Genomic DNA, 17085 nt, shown 5'->3' with positions numbered 1-17085 from the left:
GAATATTTTACTACTCACTCTCCATCACCTTCATCAATTCCTCAATAAATAAAATAGCCGCACGTTTACGGTAAACTCCTTTTTGCCACAGGATATATGATTGCCGTTTGATATCTTTTGATTCGATGGGAATGGCGGCCACTTTATTCCAGCCGATGATGGCTTTTTCATTCAGGATAGTTGCCCAATGGCCGCTCTCAACCAAAGCCAGCAATGAATGCACATCATTGAGCTCAATTTTTATATTGGGCACTATCTTTTTGCGGTTAAACAAATCATTAATAAAATCGCGCGAGCTGAAGCCTTTTCCCGGTAGGATGAGATCAAGTTTGGCCAGCTCTTCCGGGCTTACTTTCTTGAGTTGGGTCAGCGGATTATTTTTAGATACCACCATTACCACGCTCGAACTAAACAATTCCTGCATTTCCAGGTCTTCGTCATCACTTTCATTGTGGAAAGCGAGGATCATATCCAGCTCGGCCAGTCGTAGTTTTTTTCCAATTCTTCCGGGCTACCATAGGTAATAAAGATTTTGATGCCGGGGTATTTGGTACTGAACGGAGCCAATGCGGGCAACAATAAAGAAGTAAATGCATATGAAACGCCGATGTTAAGCTCGCCGATGGTAGCATTTTGCAATTCACTTATGGCCTGCTTGCTCCGCTGCACATCGTTAAGGATCTTGCGGGCATGAGTTAAAAATATATGACCAGCCTCAGTGATCCGTACGTGCTTGCCTATCCTGTCGAACAAAAGCATGCCCAGCTCCTCTTCAAGCTGCTTTATTTGTTGTGATAGCGTGCTTTGTGTAATGAATACCGCAGCAGCAGCCTCGGTAAAGTTCATGGTTTCGGCAGCCTTAACAAAGTATTGCAGTTGACGTAATTCCACAATCAATCGTTTTTATCTATCAATCCTATTAAAACAATCTATTTTACAAATGTATTGATATGGGCGATATTTGCAGCATAAAACAATTCAATAGTCTTGCATTAAGTACTCCCCTGAATTTGCTTTTGTTATGAATTGAACAAATGAATGTGTTTCGCTCTTTAAAGTACCGTAATTTTAAGCTGTTTTTTTACGGTCAGTCAATATCCCTCATTGGCACATGGATGCAAAAAACAGCAGTGAGCTGGCTTGTTTACCGCCTTACAGGTTCGGCACTTTTATTAGGAATTGTGAGTTTTGTGAGCCTTATTCCATCGCTAATCCTAGCACCCTATGCAGGTAGTATTGTTGACAGGCATAACCGTTACCGCATTTTAGTTATTACCCAGGTAGTATCCATGCTTCAAGCCGGTGCTTTTGCTTTCATGATCTTCTTTAAAATCTATAATATCCCAGCTATTATTGGCCTCAGCCTGTTGCAAGGTATTGTAAATGCCTTCGATGTAACCTGCCGCCAATCATTAATGGTGGATATGGTTGATGACAAGGCTGATTTGCCTAATGCCATCGCTTTAAACTCAACCATGACCAACCTGGCGCGTATTGCAGGCCCGGCAATTGCAGGTATCGTATTAAGTGCTTTTGGTGAGGATGTTTGTTTCTTCGGCAACTTTTTGAGCTATATCCCTGTGCTCACCTGTTTATTTATGATGAAGCTAAACACCATAGTGCCTGTCCGTTCGGAAAAAAGCATCTGGACAGAATTACAGGAAGGTTTCAGATACGTATCCGGCGACAGCGACCTGAGCAGTATGATCCTGATGCTTACTGCAAGCAGCCTGTTTGTGATACCATTTAATACACTAATGCCAATCTTCGCCAAAGATCTTTTTAACGGCGATGCAAAAACCTTCAGCTGGTTTGAGAGCGCAGCTGGTTTAGGCTCGGTAATTAGTGCGGTATATCTGGCTAACCTGAAGAGTAATAAAAACCTGGTAAAGATCATGTCGATAGCAAGTCTCATTTTTGGTACAAGCGTGCTGATGGTGGCCTATGCAGGCAAACTCCCTTTTGCTTTAATATTTATGGTATTTACCGGCGTTGGTATGATGGCGCAAACATCGGCCATCAACACCTATATCCAAACCCATGCTATCCCGGCTATGCGGGCAAGGGCTATCAGCTATTATGTGATGGCTTACCAGGGCATGATTCCGGTGGGAAGTTTGATGGCCGGTTGGTCAGCCAATGAGCTTGGGCCGCGCAGGGCTGTTTGTATCGAGGGAATTATTGGGGTATTGGCCACTGCATTGTTTGTATTATATAAAAGAAGACAGGCAGCAGGTGAAGCCGTTGAAGGCAAAGCAGTGTTCGTTAAGTAAATCTATTTCATCTACCTGTTTAAATAAAGAAGCCCTTTCAAGTTTTGGAAGGGCTTTGTTATTCTCTATAGAACGTCAATGACGATTTTATTTGTCTTTGAGACCTACATCTTCAAACCAATCTCCCTCAAGCGTTCATCCAGATACTCACCGGCAGTGATATCAGTATATAATTTAGGATGCTGTTCATCAATGCACGAATCAAGACTGGTCAGATCCATGTTCGATTTTGGGTGCAGGAAAAACGGCACGGAAAAACGGGAGAACTTCATCAGCTCACGCGGTGGGTTTACTACGCGATGGGTGGTTGATTTTAACTTGTTATTGGTTAAACGCTGCAGCATGTCGCCAACGTTAACTACCAGGTCTTCACCATAAGCTTTAACCGGGAACCAGGTATTATCGCGGGTTAACAGTTCAAGGCCATCGGCGCTGGCTCCTATTAACAGGGTGATCAGGTTAATATCTTCGTGGGCTCCGGCACGTACAGCATCATCGGGCACCGAATCAGGATCGGTTATAGGGAAATAATGCAGGGTGCGAAGTATTGAATTACCGTTATGAACTTTATCATCAAAATAGTTTTCGGGCAATTCGAGGTAAACGGCAATTGCGCGGAGTAAATGTTTACCAGCTGCTTCCAGTTTTTTGTAAACTTCGATGGTGGTTGGGTTAAATTCGGGCAGTTCATTAACGGTTACATTATCCGGGTACTGTGCTTTCAGTACCTCGTCATCAGTTACGGTTTGGCCAATTTGCCAAAATTCTTTCAGGTCGGGGGTTTTAAAACCTTTTGCCGTTTCCTTGCCTTTACCGGTGTACCCGCGCTGGCCTGCTAAGCCTGGGATTTCATATTGCTGTTTTACTGCATCGGGCAGGGCAAACAGCGTTTTAACCTGGTTGTAAAGCCTATCTATCAATTCTTTACTAAGACCGTGATTAGTAATGGTAACAAATCCTGTTTCGTTAAAAGCCTTGCCAATATCGTTCGAAAATTGCTTGCGTTCATCGGCACTGCCGTTTATATAGGTATTCAGGTCCAGGCGTGGAATGTTTACTGTGCTCATAGTTATCGTTTATAAAACAGGTAGCAAAATTATTTAATTTTTAAGCGAGGAATACAAGATAGTGATAAAATTTTATCCCCATAATTACGCTGACCCTGTTCTCATTAACTCTTTAAAACAATTTTTGCTTTAAACGTTTTATACTTCTGCTTGTCATACATTCAGCAACACCAATGTGACAGGCCATCTTAAACATACATTATTATGAAATTTATTAATAAAATATGCGGTATTAGCTTAATAGCATTTTTAATAATGCTTGCCGCACCAAACATGAGTAAAGCCCAGGAAGGAGGCTATGTATCCGACCAGGAGTTTTACGACGAACTTGATCCATACGGTACCTGGGTTAACGACCCGCAATACGGTAACGTTTGGATCCCGGACGCCGGTGACAATTTCAGGCCATATGCTACCCGGGGCCACTGGGTAGTAACCGACTATGGCAATACCTGGGTATCCGATTATGAATGGGGCTGGGCTCCGTTTCATTATGGCCGTTGGCGCTATGATGATTATTATGGATGGGAATGGATTCCAGGCCATGAATGGGCCCCGGCATGGGTAAGCTGGAGGCACGGCGGCGGTTATTACGGCTGGGCGCCTTTACAGCCAGGTATAAGTATCAATATCTCTTTTGGCAATAGTTACAATGTGCCCGACAATTACTGGGTTTGCGCACCACAGGCATATATTACCAGGCCGAATATCTATAATTATTATGTGCCGCAAACACGAGTAGTTAACATTATTCATCAAACAACAATTATTAACAACACTTATGTTAATAACAACCGTACTTATATAACCGGCCCAAGAGTAAATGAGATCAGGCAGGTTACTAACAACCGTAACGTGCGTGTTTACAACATTAACAACGTTAACCGGCCAAACGGCGGCGGCAGGATAGTTAATAATACAGTAAACATTTACCGTCCGGAAGTAAGAAAAGCACCCGATGCACGACCTGCAAGGGTGGTAAACGCTGCGGCTTACAGGCAGCAAAACCCTAATGATGGCATCGCCAACAGACGCGGCGGTAACGCTACTATCAACCCCAATAATGCGGCCCGTCTGCGTCAAATTGCCCGTAACGAAAGACCTGATAACAAAATAGTACAGGTTAACCATCCAGGCCCGGCAGCCCGGCCTAACCCGGAAAATGGAGCTCGCCCAAATCAGCCAAATGCAAGGCCAGGAGACAATCAAGCTCAGCGTCAGCAACAGGCTCAACAACGCCTGCAACAGCAACAAGCACAAAGGCAACAACAGCTTGATCAAAGACAAAATAATCAAACCCAACGCCAGCAGCAACAACAAGCCCAGCGTCAACAACAATTACAGCAAAGGCAGCAAGATCAACGGGTAAAAAGCGAGCAGCAGAACCGTCCGCAGTCCCAGCAGGAACAGCAAGCCCAAAGGCAACAACAAGTACAGCAAAGACAGCAGCAACAGCAAGCTCAAAGAGAGCAGCAGCTACAACAGCGCCAGCAGCAGGAACAGCAGCAGGCTCAACGTCAACAGCAGCAGCAACAACAACGTCAGCAACAAATGCAGGCCCAACGCCAGCAACAGGAACAACAGCGCCAGCAACAAATGCAGGCTCAACGTCAGCAGCAGGAACAGCAACGTCAGCAACAAATGCAGGCCCAACGTCAGCAGCAGGAACAACAGCGCCAGCAACAAATGCAGGCCCAACGTCAGCAGCAGGAACAACAGCGCCAGCAACAAATGCAGGCCCAACGTCAGCAACAGGAACAACAGCGCCAGCAACAAATGCAGGCTCAACGTCAACAACAGGAACAGCAACGCCAGCAACAAATGCAGGCTCAACGTCAGCAGCAGGAGCAGCAACGCCAGCAACAACAACAGCGTCAGCAACAGCAACAACGCCAGCAGCAGGAAAGGCGACCTGCAAACCGGTAAAATAAATTTATAACCGCTGCAATAAACAGCACGTATAAAGCATTATATACGTGCTGTTTTTATTTATAATCGCTATTATTAACAATGAAGAAATTCCTGCATATTAATTATTTTATCATCGCACTTGTTATCGTACTCAGTTCCACCGTCAGGGCACAGGAAAACGTAAGCAAGTCATCAACCCAAATCAACTTTATTGAAAACTCCTGGACCGAAGCTCTAAAACAGGCTGCCCGTCAAAACAAATATATTTTTGTTGATGCTTATGCCACTTGGTGTGGCCCCTGCAAAATGCTCAAGGCTACCACATTTAAAAACAACAAAGTAGCCGATTTTTACAACGATAATTTTGTAAATGTAGCTATCGACATGGAAAAAGGACAAGGCCCTGCCCTGGCTGCTGAATGGGGACTGCAGGCCTACCCTACCATGATTATATTTACCAGCAAAGGCAAACCCGTATCAGGAACCGTAGGCTATATCAGGGCAAATGACCTCATTAAATTTGGCAGGCAGGCATTGAACAAATAATTGAATTTTAACTATAAAAAAGACCGGCGCTATAAGCAACCGGTCTTTTTTTTAACTCAATTAACAACTTTATTTAGGTGTAGATAAAAGTACCTACTAATAAAGCCAACACCTGGTCCATAGATAATGGCTCGTCAAAAGCAGCGGTAGCAACAGCTACTGAAGTAGATGTGCCTGATACACCCGGCAATGTGGTGAGATTGACCCCGCCCTGGGTAACGTTTTGTTCGCCATCGTAATTTCCGTTAACCTGCGGCACACCGGTATCGTTGCCTAAAGTAGCGGTACTGGTGATCCACGGGGAAACGCCCAGCAACTGACGGATAGCCGATGCGTGACGGGCTTCAACGGCATGAATTGATAAAGCCGCCGTCAAAATATCTTTATTGCCCAGCAAGTTAGGCGCCTGGCCTTTATAAGCACGTACACCTGTATCTTCAAAAGCCAGCGCCACCTTCAAAAACAAGTTGTAATTGCCGAACAAACCTTTAAAGGGCCCCTCACCTGTGCCGCCGCCTGCTGTAAAGTCAAACTTGGGCGAAGTAACCGGCGTACCGCCCGAAGCTGTAATAGCTGATTTCAGGAAGGCCACGTGTTGGTTTTCGTCTTCTTTTACTGCGTTAATATAAGAGGCGCCTGCAGCAGGGATCAAACCTGCTGAGGCAGCACCTGTATTATAAAATGACGACTCAAGATATTCAAGTGTTAAAGCATAATTTAAAACCTCAATCACTGTTGGAGCAGCAGCAGCCCCGTACGCCTTTTTGAGCATGGTACCCATGGCAAACGGCACAGCGGCCATAGCCACTTTTGAACCGAAGCTGGTTATATTTTTGATAGCTGCACGACGCGGATTAAGCCTGTCGTTCAGTTCGGGATCAAATTTTTCTATCTCGTCTATTATATTAAATAAATTCATGGCGATGTGGGATTAAGCTGTGTAACTATAATTGGATGCACTCACTTTAGTTTTGAGGTAGGTGTTTGCGATAGGCAATACCTCGGCAATGGTAGCTGATTTATTCAACCCGTTGCTGTCTACCTGGTCATCGGCAGCAAATGACCCTGCAACAAGCATATTGCTAATCAATGCAGCGTGCCTTGCCTCAACCGATACAATTTTACCCGCAATGGTTAAATAACCGGCATCCTGAATCAGGTAACCGGCACCATCATAAGCTTTAACACCGGTATCTTCAAATGCTTTGGCAGCACCAAGTACGGCAGCTTTTTTGGTAAAATCGATAGTGCTGAAATCGACAGTAAGTGCAGGGATTGCATTACCGCCTAAAGCAGCTTTGAAAAATTCACGGTGTAGCACCTCATGATCACGGATACTTGTGAAAAGCGCTTTTTCATCGGCGGTCATGCCCGAATATGGCGTGGTAATTACCTGGATATAAAATGCGGCTTCCAGTTGCTCAAGCGCGTAAGCGTAGTTAAGGATCGCAAGATCGCCTTTGGCACCGATATCAATGCCCCCGCCAACAATTACCTTGTGGTCTTTGTGACAAGCTGCTGTAGCTAAGAGTCCGGCTGATGCCACGCCTAACCCCGCATAGCGTAAAAATGACCTCCTGGCCATATTTGCTCCGCCTATGCTTTCCTGTTCAGATGTTTTCATAGAGTTCGATTTTTAATGCTATAATTAGTTATCTTGTAGATGGATATACGCCCGTAATAACCCGCCGGATTTCAATTTGCGATAATTAAGCTACTCTTAATTGGAGTGTTTAACTGCGGGTAAAACCTATGGCTCTATTACAGCTAAAAAGACCTCCCCAAAATTCGGAATAATAAAAAAGGCCGAAACGCTCTCGCAGTTTTTCGGCCCTACATCTACCTATGAAAACAACCCTTTGAAAAGGGTATTAATACTTATCCAAACCTGGTGCCAAATCCTAAAACCGCTTTTAAACTTCTATAAATAAGCTTTTGAAGCTAACAGATATCCCCGTGTGGAAAGCAATCCCAAAATCGGGAATTATAAGCTACTATCATTAACCATTCTTAATTAAAAAGCAATCAGATCAGAGAGAGATTGAAATTTCCGCTAAATAAAAAAGGCCGGACAACTCTCGCAGTTATTCCGGCCCTACATCTACCTATGAAAAACAACCCTTTGAGAAGGGTATTAAACTATATTCAAACCTGATGCCAATGTTTAAAAATGGCTTTAAATGCCTAATTGGCAGCTTTTTAAAACACAAACACTTCTCAATGTGTAGAAATGACACCCAAAACCGGGAATTAATTTCCCATTGGTTAATTTCGGCAGGCTACATTTTAATCATCAGGCAACATAACGCCGTAATAAAAAAGGCCGGACAACTCTCGCAGTTGATCCGGCCCTACATCTACCTATGAAAAACAACCCTTTTTAGTAAGGGTATTAACTTTAATTCAAACCGGGTGCCAAATACCAAAACGCCTTTCCAGTATTCTAAACGCATTTTCAAAGGCCTAATGAATATAAAGTGTGTAGATACTTTCCGGGAATAGTGGTATAATTTTCCCAAAAGTTAAAACTTGACCGGCTAAACTACCTTGCCAGTCATCACATGCCTAGATGACATATCCAGTTATATAAACCTGCTTTGGAGAGGAAACCGGCATTAAACATTTGATAATAAAAAAGGTCGAAATACTCTCGCAGTATTTCGACCCTACATCTACCTATGAAAAACAACCCTTTGAGAAGGGTAATAACATTTATTCAAACGAAATGCCAATTAATAAACATGCATCTATATGCCTTAAAAACAGGTTTTTAATATTACTTAAATATTAAACTGTAGATTTTTTCCCCAAACGAGGGTGCTATTTCCACACCCAGGGGAAACGATTAAAAAGTCAAACAATTTTTAACATAAATGCTTAATCAGGAAACCATCCCATATAAACTTTGTTAAACCGATTATGGACTATAATGTATATTTACTGGCAACCGATCCTCAAAACCCCTGCAGGGATGTGATCCACTCCAGGGATACACGCCTCAAGGTAAAAGTTTACTGCCTTGATGAAGAACAATTTAGTCCGGATGACAACGAAATTCAGCTTTACGGCTACGCCGACCAGAAGCTTTACGCTTTTGAAACGGTTAGCGTAGCTGCCGAAGACGCGCTGGATTTGGTAGGCGCCATACAATGGTATGCCCACTACATCGAATTTCCGGAAATGGAAATTCTTCCGGAAGACCCCCGCCCGCGTGCCCAGTACAGGGATGTGAAGTAAATTATTAAAACACATCTCATTAAAAATCAACACATTACAAAAAATGCAAAATATTTTTTGAAGAATAAACATCAAGCCCTATATTTGCAGTCCCAAAAGCAAGGGAGCTTAGCTCAGCTGGTTCAGAGCATCTGCCTTACAAGCAGAGGGTCACTGGTTCGAACCCAGTAGCTCCCACTAAAAGCCTGACAGCAATGTTGGGCTTTTTTATACTTGCAATCTTCGCTAAATACTTCACAAAAGTATTTGCATTATATGGCAAAGTGATTTAACTTCGCCGCTCGGTTTTACCAAAACGATGGTAAAATTAAAAACAAAGGGAGCTTAGCTCAGCTGGTTCAGAGCATCTGCCTTACAAGCAGAGGGTCACTGGTTCGAACCCAGTAGTTCCCACAATAAAAAAGCCCTGCAAATCGCAGGGCTTTTTTATTTAAAATCAGCCTTTAAAGTCTTTCAAACTCATTATTATCGCAATACGCTTTGAGTTAATCCCCCTTGAAACTACCCACAAAAGCTTTAACCGCATCAGCAGTGGTTTGAAAGAACGTCGGCCCTGCAAGCAGCGTTATTTGAGTAACAGGCTTAGCGGAACTAAGCGAATGATTTTTCAAAAAAGCCTCCGTTTCATAGGCGCTTATAGCGCCTTTAATAACGTTTACAGCAACAACGCCTGTAGGCGAATCAATACCAGCATCCTTTAAATCACTGGCATGCGAGTAACTGCTTACCCCCAACCTTAAAGCTTCGCGCATTTCCACACGGCCAACGCTGATCATTAGTTCGGGATTAAAGGACTTTCGGTCGCCAAGCCCTATGATCAGCAACTTTCCGGCAGGCAAGCTGCCAACCGACGGTGTAATGAGCATTGTTTCCAGGGCCCTGCCTTCAAACCGGCCGCTTTTACGCAATTCGGTGAGTATACCTTTTAAGGCCTCATCTACATGTACAAGGCCGTTAAGATTACGTGGCAATGCGGGCGGCGAATTAAAAATATCGCCCTCCGTGTATTCAAAAACACAAATTACCTGAAGTGGTGTTTGCTGGTTAGAGGGTGATTGAACGGCAGTTGATATTGTTATACCGTCTATTTGGCCAATTGTTGCCGATGTACCGGGAGCGGGTAAAGTTGACGCTTGCGTTTGTGCCCACCCTTTTGTAAAACTTACTAAGCTAATGATTGCCATTGCAAACATCAGCTTTAACAAACCTGTATGCGATTTTATAGCTACTTTCTTGATTATTGTAATATTGTGTTGCATGGATGGCGATGTTTAAATTGATATTATTTATCTCTCTTACTAATACATCAAAAGTGGAGGAAATTGAAAAACAAAAAGATGACGTAGATTAAGAAATAAAAAATCATCTTAAAAGCTAAATAAATCTAAACGCTATTCCACCATATCATATATGAGGCACAACCAAAATGTTAAGCATTTTTTGTTCTTTTGCTTTAGCCTATGCAAACGTTAAAACAGTTAAAAAACGGAGAATTAAAAGGAGCAGTATCGCTTAAACTATCAGAAAATCTTTCCCACTTTCCTATTGAAATTTTTGAACTGGCAGATACGCTGGAATACCTCGATCTTTCATTTAATAAACTGAACGCATTACCGTCAGATTTTGGCCGCCTCCAAAAGCTGAAAACCTTTTTCTGTTCAGAAAACCAATTCACTGTTTTGCCGGAAGTATTGTCCGATTGCCCCTTTTTGGATATCGCAGGGTTTAAATCGAACCGAATAGAAAAGGTGCCGCCAGCATCGCTTAATCCTAATCTTCGCTGGCTCATCCTTACCAACAACAGGATTACCGAGCTACCCGCTCATATAGGCAACTGCAGCAGGATGCAGAAACTAATGCTTGCGGGTAACAGACTAACAAAACTGCCGGCTACACTTGCAGGCTGTCGTAACCTGGAGCTGCTCAGGATTTCCGCCAATCAGCTAAGTGAATTTCCCGAATGGCTCTTATCTATGCCCAAACTATCATGGCTGGCGTTTTCGGGCAATCCTTTCAGCTATAAACCAACAGTACATTCACTTACAGCGATTGATAGCAGCGAATTGGGAATCAACCAATTGCTTGGCGAAGGCGCATCCGGTGTTATCTCCAAAGCTACCTGGCGGCATGCCGGTGAAACCACTGAGGTTGCGGTTAAAATATTCAAAGGAGCAATTACCAGCGATGGCCTGCCCGAAGATGAGATGAACGCCTGCATTACCGCAGGCAACCATGAGGGATTGGTAGAATTAATAGGCCAAATCGCCAATCATCCCGAAAATAAAAAAGGGCTGGTGATGAAGCTCATACCAGGGAGTTTTTACAATCTCGGCCTGCCTCCCAGCCTTGTTAGCTGCACGCGTGATGTTTTTAAGCCTGATCTGACTCTGACACCCGAACAAGTATTAAAAATTGCAGGTACCATTGCATCCGTGGCGGAGCACCTGCACTGCAAGGGGATTATGCACAGCGACCTGTATGCACACAATATTTTGATTGATGATGAAGCCAACACACTGTTCAGCGATTTTGGGGCAGCCTGCTTTTATGATAAAGCCAATACAACAATAGCCGACAAACTTGAACGGCTTGAAGTAAGGGCTTTTGGCTATTTATTAGACGACCTGGCAAGGCTATGCAATGATACAGAACATCCTGATCTTAAAAAGTTATTAGTTTTGAAAGAAAGCTGCCTTAGCGAACTATTAACGAACAGACCCACATTTCAATATTTAAACGCAAAATTTTCCGGATTAAAATAGCCAGCCAAACATGCCCCTATTCATCCGAAACGCTACAGCGAATTTCATTTCCCTGACGACCTGTTTTATTTTGGAAAAACGAGTTACCTGCCCGCAATATTTCTAATTTTTTAGAAAAATTTAAACAAAAAACGATAGTTTTTGATAATCCGTCGATTCATTTAATCTATTCGTCGGTTTTTTTGATTTTAGCAATCCATGTATTAGATTTGTAGCTATTTCAATACAAGGTTACCACCTTGATTTGTGATAAGGTTTAGGTTTAAAGCCTCCAAGCAGCGAGTGCAAGGAGGCTTTTATTTTTTAACCTTATCCATAACGCATCAACTAAAGTTTTAGTATATGAAAAACTCCTAAGTCGAAAGTATTTAGTAAAAAGTAATATTGTTGACTTCTAACTTCGAGATCAGTGATTTATGATTTAAAATACGGTGGTGGCTCCGGCTGAGCAATGTTGCAATACTTATCCGGGTTTGAACTTACGACTAACAACTTGAGACTAACAACTCGGGCCTTAAGGCTTACTTATTTTCCTTCACCACATAAATAAGCCAGGTCACCAGACCAATAAAGCCGGCAATAAATAACCCTGCTCCTGCACCGCGTGCGTAGTCGTCCCATTTTTCGCCAGGGCCGCTGGGAATGGCCATCCCTGCCGAAAACAGGATAATACCTATTAACAAAAGATAAACAGAGCGTTTTGCTTTATTTTTCATCGGCGTAAATTAAAAAAATCATTTTTAAATTCTGTATTTTTGCAACCTCTTAAAAACGAGGTGAAATAATAGATGTACAAGGAATATAAGCAGTTAAACTTATCGCAAACCGGCAAAGAGATACTGGACTTCTGGAAACAGAAAAATATTTTCGAGAAAAGCATTACCAGCCGTCCGGCAGGTAACCCTTATACTTTTTATGAAGGGCCGCCGAGCGCTAACGGTATGCCCGGTATTCACCACGTAATGGCGCGCTCAATTAAAGATATTTTTTGTCGCTACAAAACCCTTAAAGGTTATCAGGTAAAACGCAAAGGCGGTTGGGATACTCATGGACTGCCTATCGAGCTTGCCGTTGAAAAAGCCCTGGGCATCACCAAAGATGATATCGGCAAAAAAATTAGCGTTAAAGATTATAACGACGCCTGCCGCAAGGAAGTTATGCGTTATACCGATGTTTGGAACGACCTGACCGAAAAAATGGGCTACTGGGTTGACCTGAACGATCCGTACATCACTTACAAAAACGAATACATTGAAAGCCTTTGGTGGATCCTTAAACAGCTGCACAACAAAGATCTGCTGTATAAAGGTTACACCGTACAGCCATACTCTCCAAAATCAGGTACCGGCCTAAGCTCACATGAGCTTAACCAGCCTGGCACTTACAAAATGGTGAAGGATACCACCATCACCGCGCAGTTTAAAGTTAAACGCGACGGCGATTCGGAGTTTTTGTTCAACGGAATAGATACGGAAGTATTTATCCTTGCCTGGACAACTACCCCATGGACTTTACCATCAAACTGCGCCCTCGCAGTTGGCGAAGCCATTACCTACGTTAAGATCAGCACCTTTAACCCTTACACCTACCTACCGGTTTGCGTAGTGCTGGCTAAAGACCTCGTTAAGAAATATTTTAAAGCCGAAGGTGAGAATGCTTCATTTGCTGATTACAAAGGCGGTGATAAGATCATCCCATGGAAAATTGAGGCAGAAGTAAAAGGCAGTCAACTGGTGGGCATCCACTACGAGCAGTTGATGCCTTATGTAACCAACGAGGATCTGGAGAAAAACGCGTTCCGCGTTATTCCTGCTGACTTTGTTACCACGGAAGACGGTACCGGTATAGTACACACCGCATCTGTTTTTGGTGCGGATGACTTCAGGGCATGTAAGGAAAACAATGTACCATCGGTAATGGTGAAAGACGAAACCGGCAAAGATGTTCCGTTGGTGAACAAACAAGGCCGTTTTGTTGATGAAGTTACCGATTACGCCGGCCGTTACGTTAAGGAAGAATATTATACCGACGCCGAGCGTGCCGAAGAAGGTTTTAAACCGACCGACGTACTCATCTCTATCAAATTAAAAACAGAGAACCGCGCGTTCGACGTTAAAAAATACGAGCACAGCTACCCGCACTCATGGCGCAGCGATGAGCCGATATTATACTATCCGCTCGATAGCTGGTTTATCCGTACCACCGCGGTTAAGGATAAAATGGTGGAGCTTAACAAAACTATCAACTGGAAACCGGAATCAACCGGTACAGGCCGTTTTGGTAACTGGCTGGAAAACCTGGTTGACTGGAACCTATCGCGTTCACGCTACTGGGGCACCCCGCTGCCCATCTGGCGCGAAGAAAACGGTGCTGAGGAGATCTGCATTGGTTCAATTGCTGAACTGAATGCAGAGATCGCAAAATCAATCAAAGCAGGTTTCATGCCTGAGGGTTTTGAATTGGAAGATATGCACCGCCCTTATGTTGACGATGTTGTTTTAGTATCGTCAACCGGCAGTAAAATGCTGCGCGAGCCCGACCTGATTGACGTTTGGTTCGATTCTGGCGCTATGCCTTATGCGCAATGGCATTTCCCGTTTGAAGGCCAGGAAGAATTTAAGAATGCGTACCCGGCAGATTTCATTGCCGAGGGCGTTGACCAAACCCGCGGCTGGTTCTTCACCCTGCACGCAATTGCTGTAATGCTAAGCGAGGCAAGTGACGAAGTTAAGGCCATCAACGAACGGGTAGGCAATAAAGGCATCGCCTTTAAAAACGTAGTATCAAACGGTTTGGTACTTGATAAAAACGGCAATAAAATGTCTAAACGCTTAGGCAACGCTGTTGATCCGTTCGAAACCATCGAAAAATATGGTGCTGATGCCGCGCGCTGGTACATGATCAGCAATGCATCGCCATGGGATAACCTTAAATTTAACGAAGATGGTATAGATGAAGTTAGGCGTAAGTTTTTCGGTACGCTGTACAACACCTATTCATTCTTCACCTTGTACGCTAACATTGATAAGTTCACTTACAGCGAAGCCGAAATTGAAATCAGCAAACGCCCGGAGATCGACCGCTGGATCATCTCGCTGTTAAACACCCTGGGCAAAGAAGTTGACGGTTATTATGCAGATTTTGAACCAACTAAAGCCGCCCGCGCTATCCAGGAGTTTGTGGATGTGCATTTCAGCAACTGGTTTATCCGTTTAAGCCGCCGCCGTTTCTGGAAATCTGATAACACAGAAGATAAACTTTCGGCTTATCAAACTTTATATACCTGTTTAATTGCTATCAGCAAACTGATGTCTCCAATTGCACCATTCTTTGCCGATAGGTTATATTGTGACCTGAACGCTGTTACCCGCAAGGAAGAGTTTGAATCGGTACACCTTGCTTACTTCCCCGAGTATAACAGCGCACTGGTTGATGCCGAGCTCGAAGAGCGCATGCAGCTTGCGCAGGATGTTTCGTCATTAACCTTGTCACTTCGTAAAAAGGTGAATATCAACGTTCGCCAGCCATTGAGCAAAATTTTATTGCCAATACTGGATAAAAGCTTTAAATTACACGTTGAGCAGGTTAAAGACCTGATTTTGTCTGAAACCAACATTAAGGATATCGAGTATATTACCGATACCGCAGGTTTCATTAAAAAGAAAATAAAGCCAAACTTCAAGGCCTTAGGCCAAAAAGTGGGTAAGGATATGAAAGTTGTAGCCGAAGCCATCACAAACTTCTCCCAGGATGATATTGCCGCTTTAGAAACCAACGGCAACATCCCGGTTCTTGATGGCAAATACGAAGTATTAGCTACCGACGTTGAGATCATAGCCGAAGATGTTCCCGGATGGCAGGTGGCAAATTTGGGAAAACTAACCGTGGCTTTAGATGTTACCATAACCAACGAATTAAAACAGGAAGGTATCTCGCGCGAGTTTATCAACCGTGTGCAGAATATACGTAAGACCAAAGGATTTGAAGTAACTGACAGGATAAACGTGCAGGTAAGCAGCACCCCGGCGATCAGAGAGGCCGTGGAAAACAATCTATCCTACATTTGCGCCGAAATTTTGGCCGACAGCATTACGTTTGTGGATAACCTTACCGGGGGCGAACCTGTTACAATTGACGAACAAGAAATATTGATTGCTATTAGTAAAGTATAATGAAACAAGAACAAGAAAAAACCAGATATTCTGAAGCTGACCTGCAGGAATTTAAAGGGATTATCCTGGATAAAATGCGCATAGCCCGCGAGGAATTAAACTCATTGGCTACCTCATTGAGTTCGCCTAATGCCAACGGCACCGATGATACCGCCGGTACTTACAAAACATTAGAAGATGGTTCGGCCACGCTTGAAAAAGAGCAGATAAACCAGTTGGCCGCCCGTCAAAAAAAGTTTATTGAGCAGCTTGAAGCCGCGCTTGTACGTATTGAAAATAAAACTTACGGTGTTTGCCGCGAAACAGGCAAGCTGATCCCGAAAGAGCGTTTACGTGCTGTTCCGCACACTACCCTCTCTATGGAAGCTAAATTAAAGCAATAAATGAAGGCTGCTTATACCAAACCTTTTTTAACTGCTGCCTTCATCATCCTTGCCGACCAGATCATCAAGACCTGGGTCCGCGCGCACATGCAGCTCCAGGACGAAATTCGTTTCCTGGGAAGCAGGGGGATGCTGCACTATACCGAAAACAACGGTATGGCATTTGGTATGGAGTGGGGCGGCGATGCAGGCAAACTGGCTTTAACGCTGTTCCGCATAGTTGCGGTTTGCGGTATAATTTACACCCTTATTTATTTAATTAAACACAAATACCACCGCGGGCTCATCATGAACGTAGCGCTCATTTTAGCCGGTGCCATGGGCAATATTATCGATTCAACCTTTTATGGTATAATGTATAAATATGCCCCTTTATTTCATGGCCGTGTGGTTGATATGTTTTACTTTCCGCTATTGCGTGGCACCTATCCGTCTTGGTTCCCGTTTTGGGCAGGCGAGTCGTTCGAGTTTTTCAGGCCGGTTTTTAACCTGGCCGATGCCTCTATCTGTGTAGGCGTAATTATGATTCTCCTGTACCAGAAGCGCTATTTTAAACACGAAAAACCAGAAGTAGCCAGCCCCAACAGCGAAATGGTTGAAGAATAAAATTATTAAATACTTAATATATTAAAGCCGCGATAAGCGGCTTTTTTGCTTTAACCCAATAATCAGAAGTCATGCTGGACTTGTTTCAGCACCCCACTCGCTAAGCACCAGCATGCTTAACGTCGACT

General features: G+C 43.6%; 15 protein-coding genes and 2 tRNA genes. 10 read left to right on the top strand and 7 right to left on the bottom strand.

All coding sequences use genetic code 11. The annotated features are described in order from the left end of the window. Positions 1–10: 10 nt before the first annotated feature. A complete protein-coding gene (locus ACRQ5D_RS09830) occupies positions 11–469 on the bottom strand; it encodes a LysR family transcriptional regulator substrate-binding protein (protein ID WP_431199482.1) in 459 nt (152 codons plus the stop codon). Next, entirely contained in the window at positions 466–891 is a 426-nt protein-coding gene (locus ACRQ5D_RS09825) for a LysR family transcriptional regulator (protein WP_431199481.1), read from the bottom strand. The genes ACRQ5D_RS09830 and ACRQ5D_RS09825 overlap by 4 nt, the downstream gene beginning before the upstream one ends. Before the next feature lie 143 nt (positions 892–1034). On the opposite strand from ACRQ5D_RS09825, the gene ACRQ5D_RS09820 reads away from it, so the two are divergent. Further along, positions 1035–2273, top strand: coding sequence for an MFS transporter (locus ACRQ5D_RS09820; protein ID WP_176844552.1), 1239 nt, complete (start codon positions 1035–1037; stop codon positions 2271–2273). 104 nt (positions 2274–2377) lie between these two features. Here ACRQ5D_RS09820 and ACRQ5D_RS09815 read toward each other — a convergent pair whose 3' ends face one another. Continuing rightward, the gene (locus tag ACRQ5D_RS09815) at positions 2378–3340 is read right to left on the bottom strand and encodes an isopenicillin N synthase family dioxygenase (protein ID WP_091173603.1); all 963 of its coding nucleotides are present in this window, start codon (positions 3338–3340) and stop codon (positions 2378–2380) included. 204 nt (positions 3341–3544) lie between these two features. Between ACRQ5D_RS09815 and ACRQ5D_RS09810 the strand changes: the two genes are divergently transcribed. Next, positions 3545–5266: a DUF6600 domain-containing protein gene (locus ACRQ5D_RS09810; RefSeq protein ID WP_431199480.1), complete on the top strand. Its 1722-nt coding sequence runs from the start codon at positions 3545–3547 to the stop codon at positions 5264–5266. Positions 5267–5350: 84 nt separating this feature from the next. Beyond that, positions 5351–5797: a thioredoxin family protein gene (locus tag ACRQ5D_RS09805; protein ID WP_091173590.1), complete on the top strand. Its 447-nt coding sequence runs from the start codon at positions 5351–5353 to the stop codon at positions 5795–5797. Positions 5798–5870: 73 nt separating this feature from the next. Here the strand turns inward: ACRQ5D_RS09805 and ACRQ5D_RS09800 are convergent, their stop codons facing one another. Continuing rightward, positions 5871–6716 (bottom strand): ferritin-like domain-containing protein, encoded by an 846-nt coding sequence (locus tag ACRQ5D_RS09800; protein ID WP_091173587.1) that lies wholly within the window; start codon positions 6714–6716, stop codon positions 5871–5873. 12 nt (positions 6717–6728) lie between these two features. Further along, positions 6729–7421, bottom strand: coding sequence for a ferritin-like domain-containing protein (locus ACRQ5D_RS09795; RefSeq protein WP_091173583.1), 693 nt, complete (start codon positions 7419–7421; stop codon positions 6729–6731). Between the two features lie 1295 nt (positions 7422–8716). Here ACRQ5D_RS09795 and ACRQ5D_RS09790 point away from each other — a divergent pair. The 3 genes from ACRQ5D_RS09790 to ACRQ5D_RS09780 all read left to right on the top strand — a co-directional run bounded on the left by ACRQ5D_RS09790 (position 8717) and on the right by ACRQ5D_RS09780 (position 9427). Beyond that, a complete protein-coding gene (locus ACRQ5D_RS09790; protein ID WP_090535036.1) occupies positions 8717–9034 on the top strand; it encodes a hypothetical protein in 318 nt (105 codons plus the stop codon). A 102-nt stretch (positions 9035–9136) separates the two neighbouring features. Next, positions 9137–9211 (top strand) — tRNA-Val (locus ACRQ5D_RS09785). 141 nt (positions 9212–9352) lie between these two features. Further along, positions 9353–9427, top strand: a tRNA-Val gene (locus ACRQ5D_RS09780). A gap of 92 nt (positions 9428–9519) precedes the next feature. Here ACRQ5D_RS09780 and ACRQ5D_RS09775 read toward each other — a convergent pair. Beyond that, a complete protein-coding gene (locus ACRQ5D_RS09775) occupies positions 9520–10293 on the bottom strand; it encodes a M17 family peptidase N-terminal domain-containing protein (protein WP_432328769.1) in 774 nt (257 codons plus the stop codon). A gap of 201 nt (positions 10294–10494) precedes the next feature. Between ACRQ5D_RS09775 and ACRQ5D_RS09770 the strand changes: the two genes are divergently transcribed. Continuing rightward, the gene (locus ACRQ5D_RS09770; RefSeq protein ID WP_432328767.1) at positions 10495–11796 is read left to right on the top strand and encodes a leucine-rich repeat-containing protein kinase family protein; all 1302 of its coding nucleotides are present in this window, start codon (positions 10495–10497) and stop codon (positions 11794–11796) included. 521 nt (positions 11797–12317) lie between these two features. Here the strand turns inward: ACRQ5D_RS09770 and ACRQ5D_RS09765 are convergent. After that, the gene (locus ACRQ5D_RS09765) at positions 12318–12512 is read right to left on the bottom strand and encodes a hypothetical protein (RefSeq protein ID WP_432328765.1); all 195 of its coding nucleotides are present in this window, start codon (positions 12510–12512) and stop codon (positions 12318–12320) included. Positions 12513–12584: 72 nt separating this feature from the next. Between ACRQ5D_RS09765 and ileS the strand changes: the two genes are divergently transcribed. Genes ileS through ACRQ5D_RS09750 form a run of 3 tightly spaced genes read left to right on the top strand, consistent with a single transcriptional unit; the run spans position 12585 to position 16957 of the window. Then, positions 12585–15968: an isoleucine--tRNA ligase gene (ileS, locus tag ACRQ5D_RS09760; protein ID WP_432328763.1), complete on the top strand. Its 3384-nt coding sequence runs from the start codon at positions 12585–12587 to the stop codon at positions 15966–15968. Beyond that, complete coding sequence (locus ACRQ5D_RS09755) at positions 15968–16351, top strand: TraR/DksA family transcriptional regulator (RefSeq protein WP_090533802.1); 384 nt, start codon at positions 15968–15970, stop codon at positions 16349–16351. The genes ileS and ACRQ5D_RS09755 overlap by 1 nt, the downstream gene beginning before the upstream one ends. After that, positions 16352–16957 carry a lipoprotein signal peptidase gene (locus ACRQ5D_RS09750; RefSeq protein ID WP_090533800.1) on the top strand — a complete coding sequence of 202 codons (606 nt, stop codon included), beginning with the start codon at positions 16352–16354 and terminating at the stop codon, positions 16955–16957. Positions 16958–17085: the final 128 nt, after the last annotated feature.

It is taken from the genome of Mucilaginibacter sp. P25 (genome assembly GCF_050859465.1).
In the GTDB taxonomy this organism is placed as follows: domain Bacteria; phylum Bacteroidota; class Bacteroidia; order Sphingobacteriales; family Sphingobacteriaceae; genus Mucilaginibacter; species Mucilaginibacter gossypii.
Note: the sequence above shows the minus strand (reverse complement) of the source record. Positions and strands in the feature narration are given on the sequence as shown.

Bases quoted from the DNA above. Each gene is read 5' to 3' on its own strand.
- ACRQ5D_RS09805 (WP_091173590.1), top strand. From the start codon at position 5,351: ATGAAGAAATTCCTGCATATTAATTATTTTATCATCGCACTTGTTATC.
- ACRQ5D_RS09775 (WP_432328769.1), bottom strand. From the start codon at position 10,293: ATGCAACACAATATTACAATAATCAAGAAAGTAGCTATAAAATCGCAT.
- ACRQ5D_RS09765 (WP_432328765.1), bottom strand. From the start codon at position 12,512: ATGAAAAATAAAGCAAAACGCTCTGTTTATCTTTTGTTAATAGGTATT.
- ACRQ5D_RS09750 (WP_090533800.1), top strand. From the start codon at position 16,352: ATGAAGGCTGCTTATACCAAACCTTTTTTAACTGCTGCCTTCATCATC.
- ACRQ5D_RS09755 (WP_090533802.1), top strand. From the start codon at position 15,968: ATGAAACAAGAACAAGAAAAAACCAGATATTCTGAAGCTGACCTGCAG.
- ACRQ5D_RS09815 (WP_091173603.1), bottom strand. From the start codon at position 3,340: ATGAGCACAGTAAACATTCCACGCCTGGACCTGAATACCTATATAAAC.
- ACRQ5D_RS09795 (WP_091173583.1), bottom strand. From the start codon at position 7,421: ATGAAAACATCTGAACAGGAAAGCATAGGCGGAGCAAATATGGCCAGG.
- ACRQ5D_RS09790 (WP_090535036.1), top strand. From the start codon at position 8,717: ATGGACTATAATGTATATTTACTGGCAACCGATCCTCAAAACCCCTGC.
- ACRQ5D_RS09770 (WP_432328767.1), top strand. From the start codon at position 10,495: ATGCAAACGTTAAAACAGTTAAAAAACGGAGAATTAAAAGGAGCAGTA.
- ACRQ5D_RS09810 (WP_431199480.1), top strand. From the start codon at position 3,545: ATGAAATTTATTAATAAAATATGCGGTATTAGCTTAATAGCATTTTTA.
- ACRQ5D_RS09800 (WP_091173587.1), bottom strand. From the start codon at position 6,716: ATGAATTTATTTAATATAATAGACGAGATAGAAAAATTTGATCCCGAA.
- ACRQ5D_RS09820 (WP_176844552.1), top strand. From the start codon at position 1,035: ATGAATGTGTTTCGCTCTTTAAAGTACCGTAATTTTAAGCTGTTTTTT.
- ileS (WP_432328763.1), top strand. From the start codon at position 12,585: ATGTACAAGGAATATAAGCAGTTAAACTTATCGCAAACCGGCAAAGAG.
- ACRQ5D_RS09830 (WP_431199482.1), bottom strand. From the start codon at position 469: ATGATCCTCGCTTTCCACAATGAAAGTGATGACGAAGACCTGGAAATG.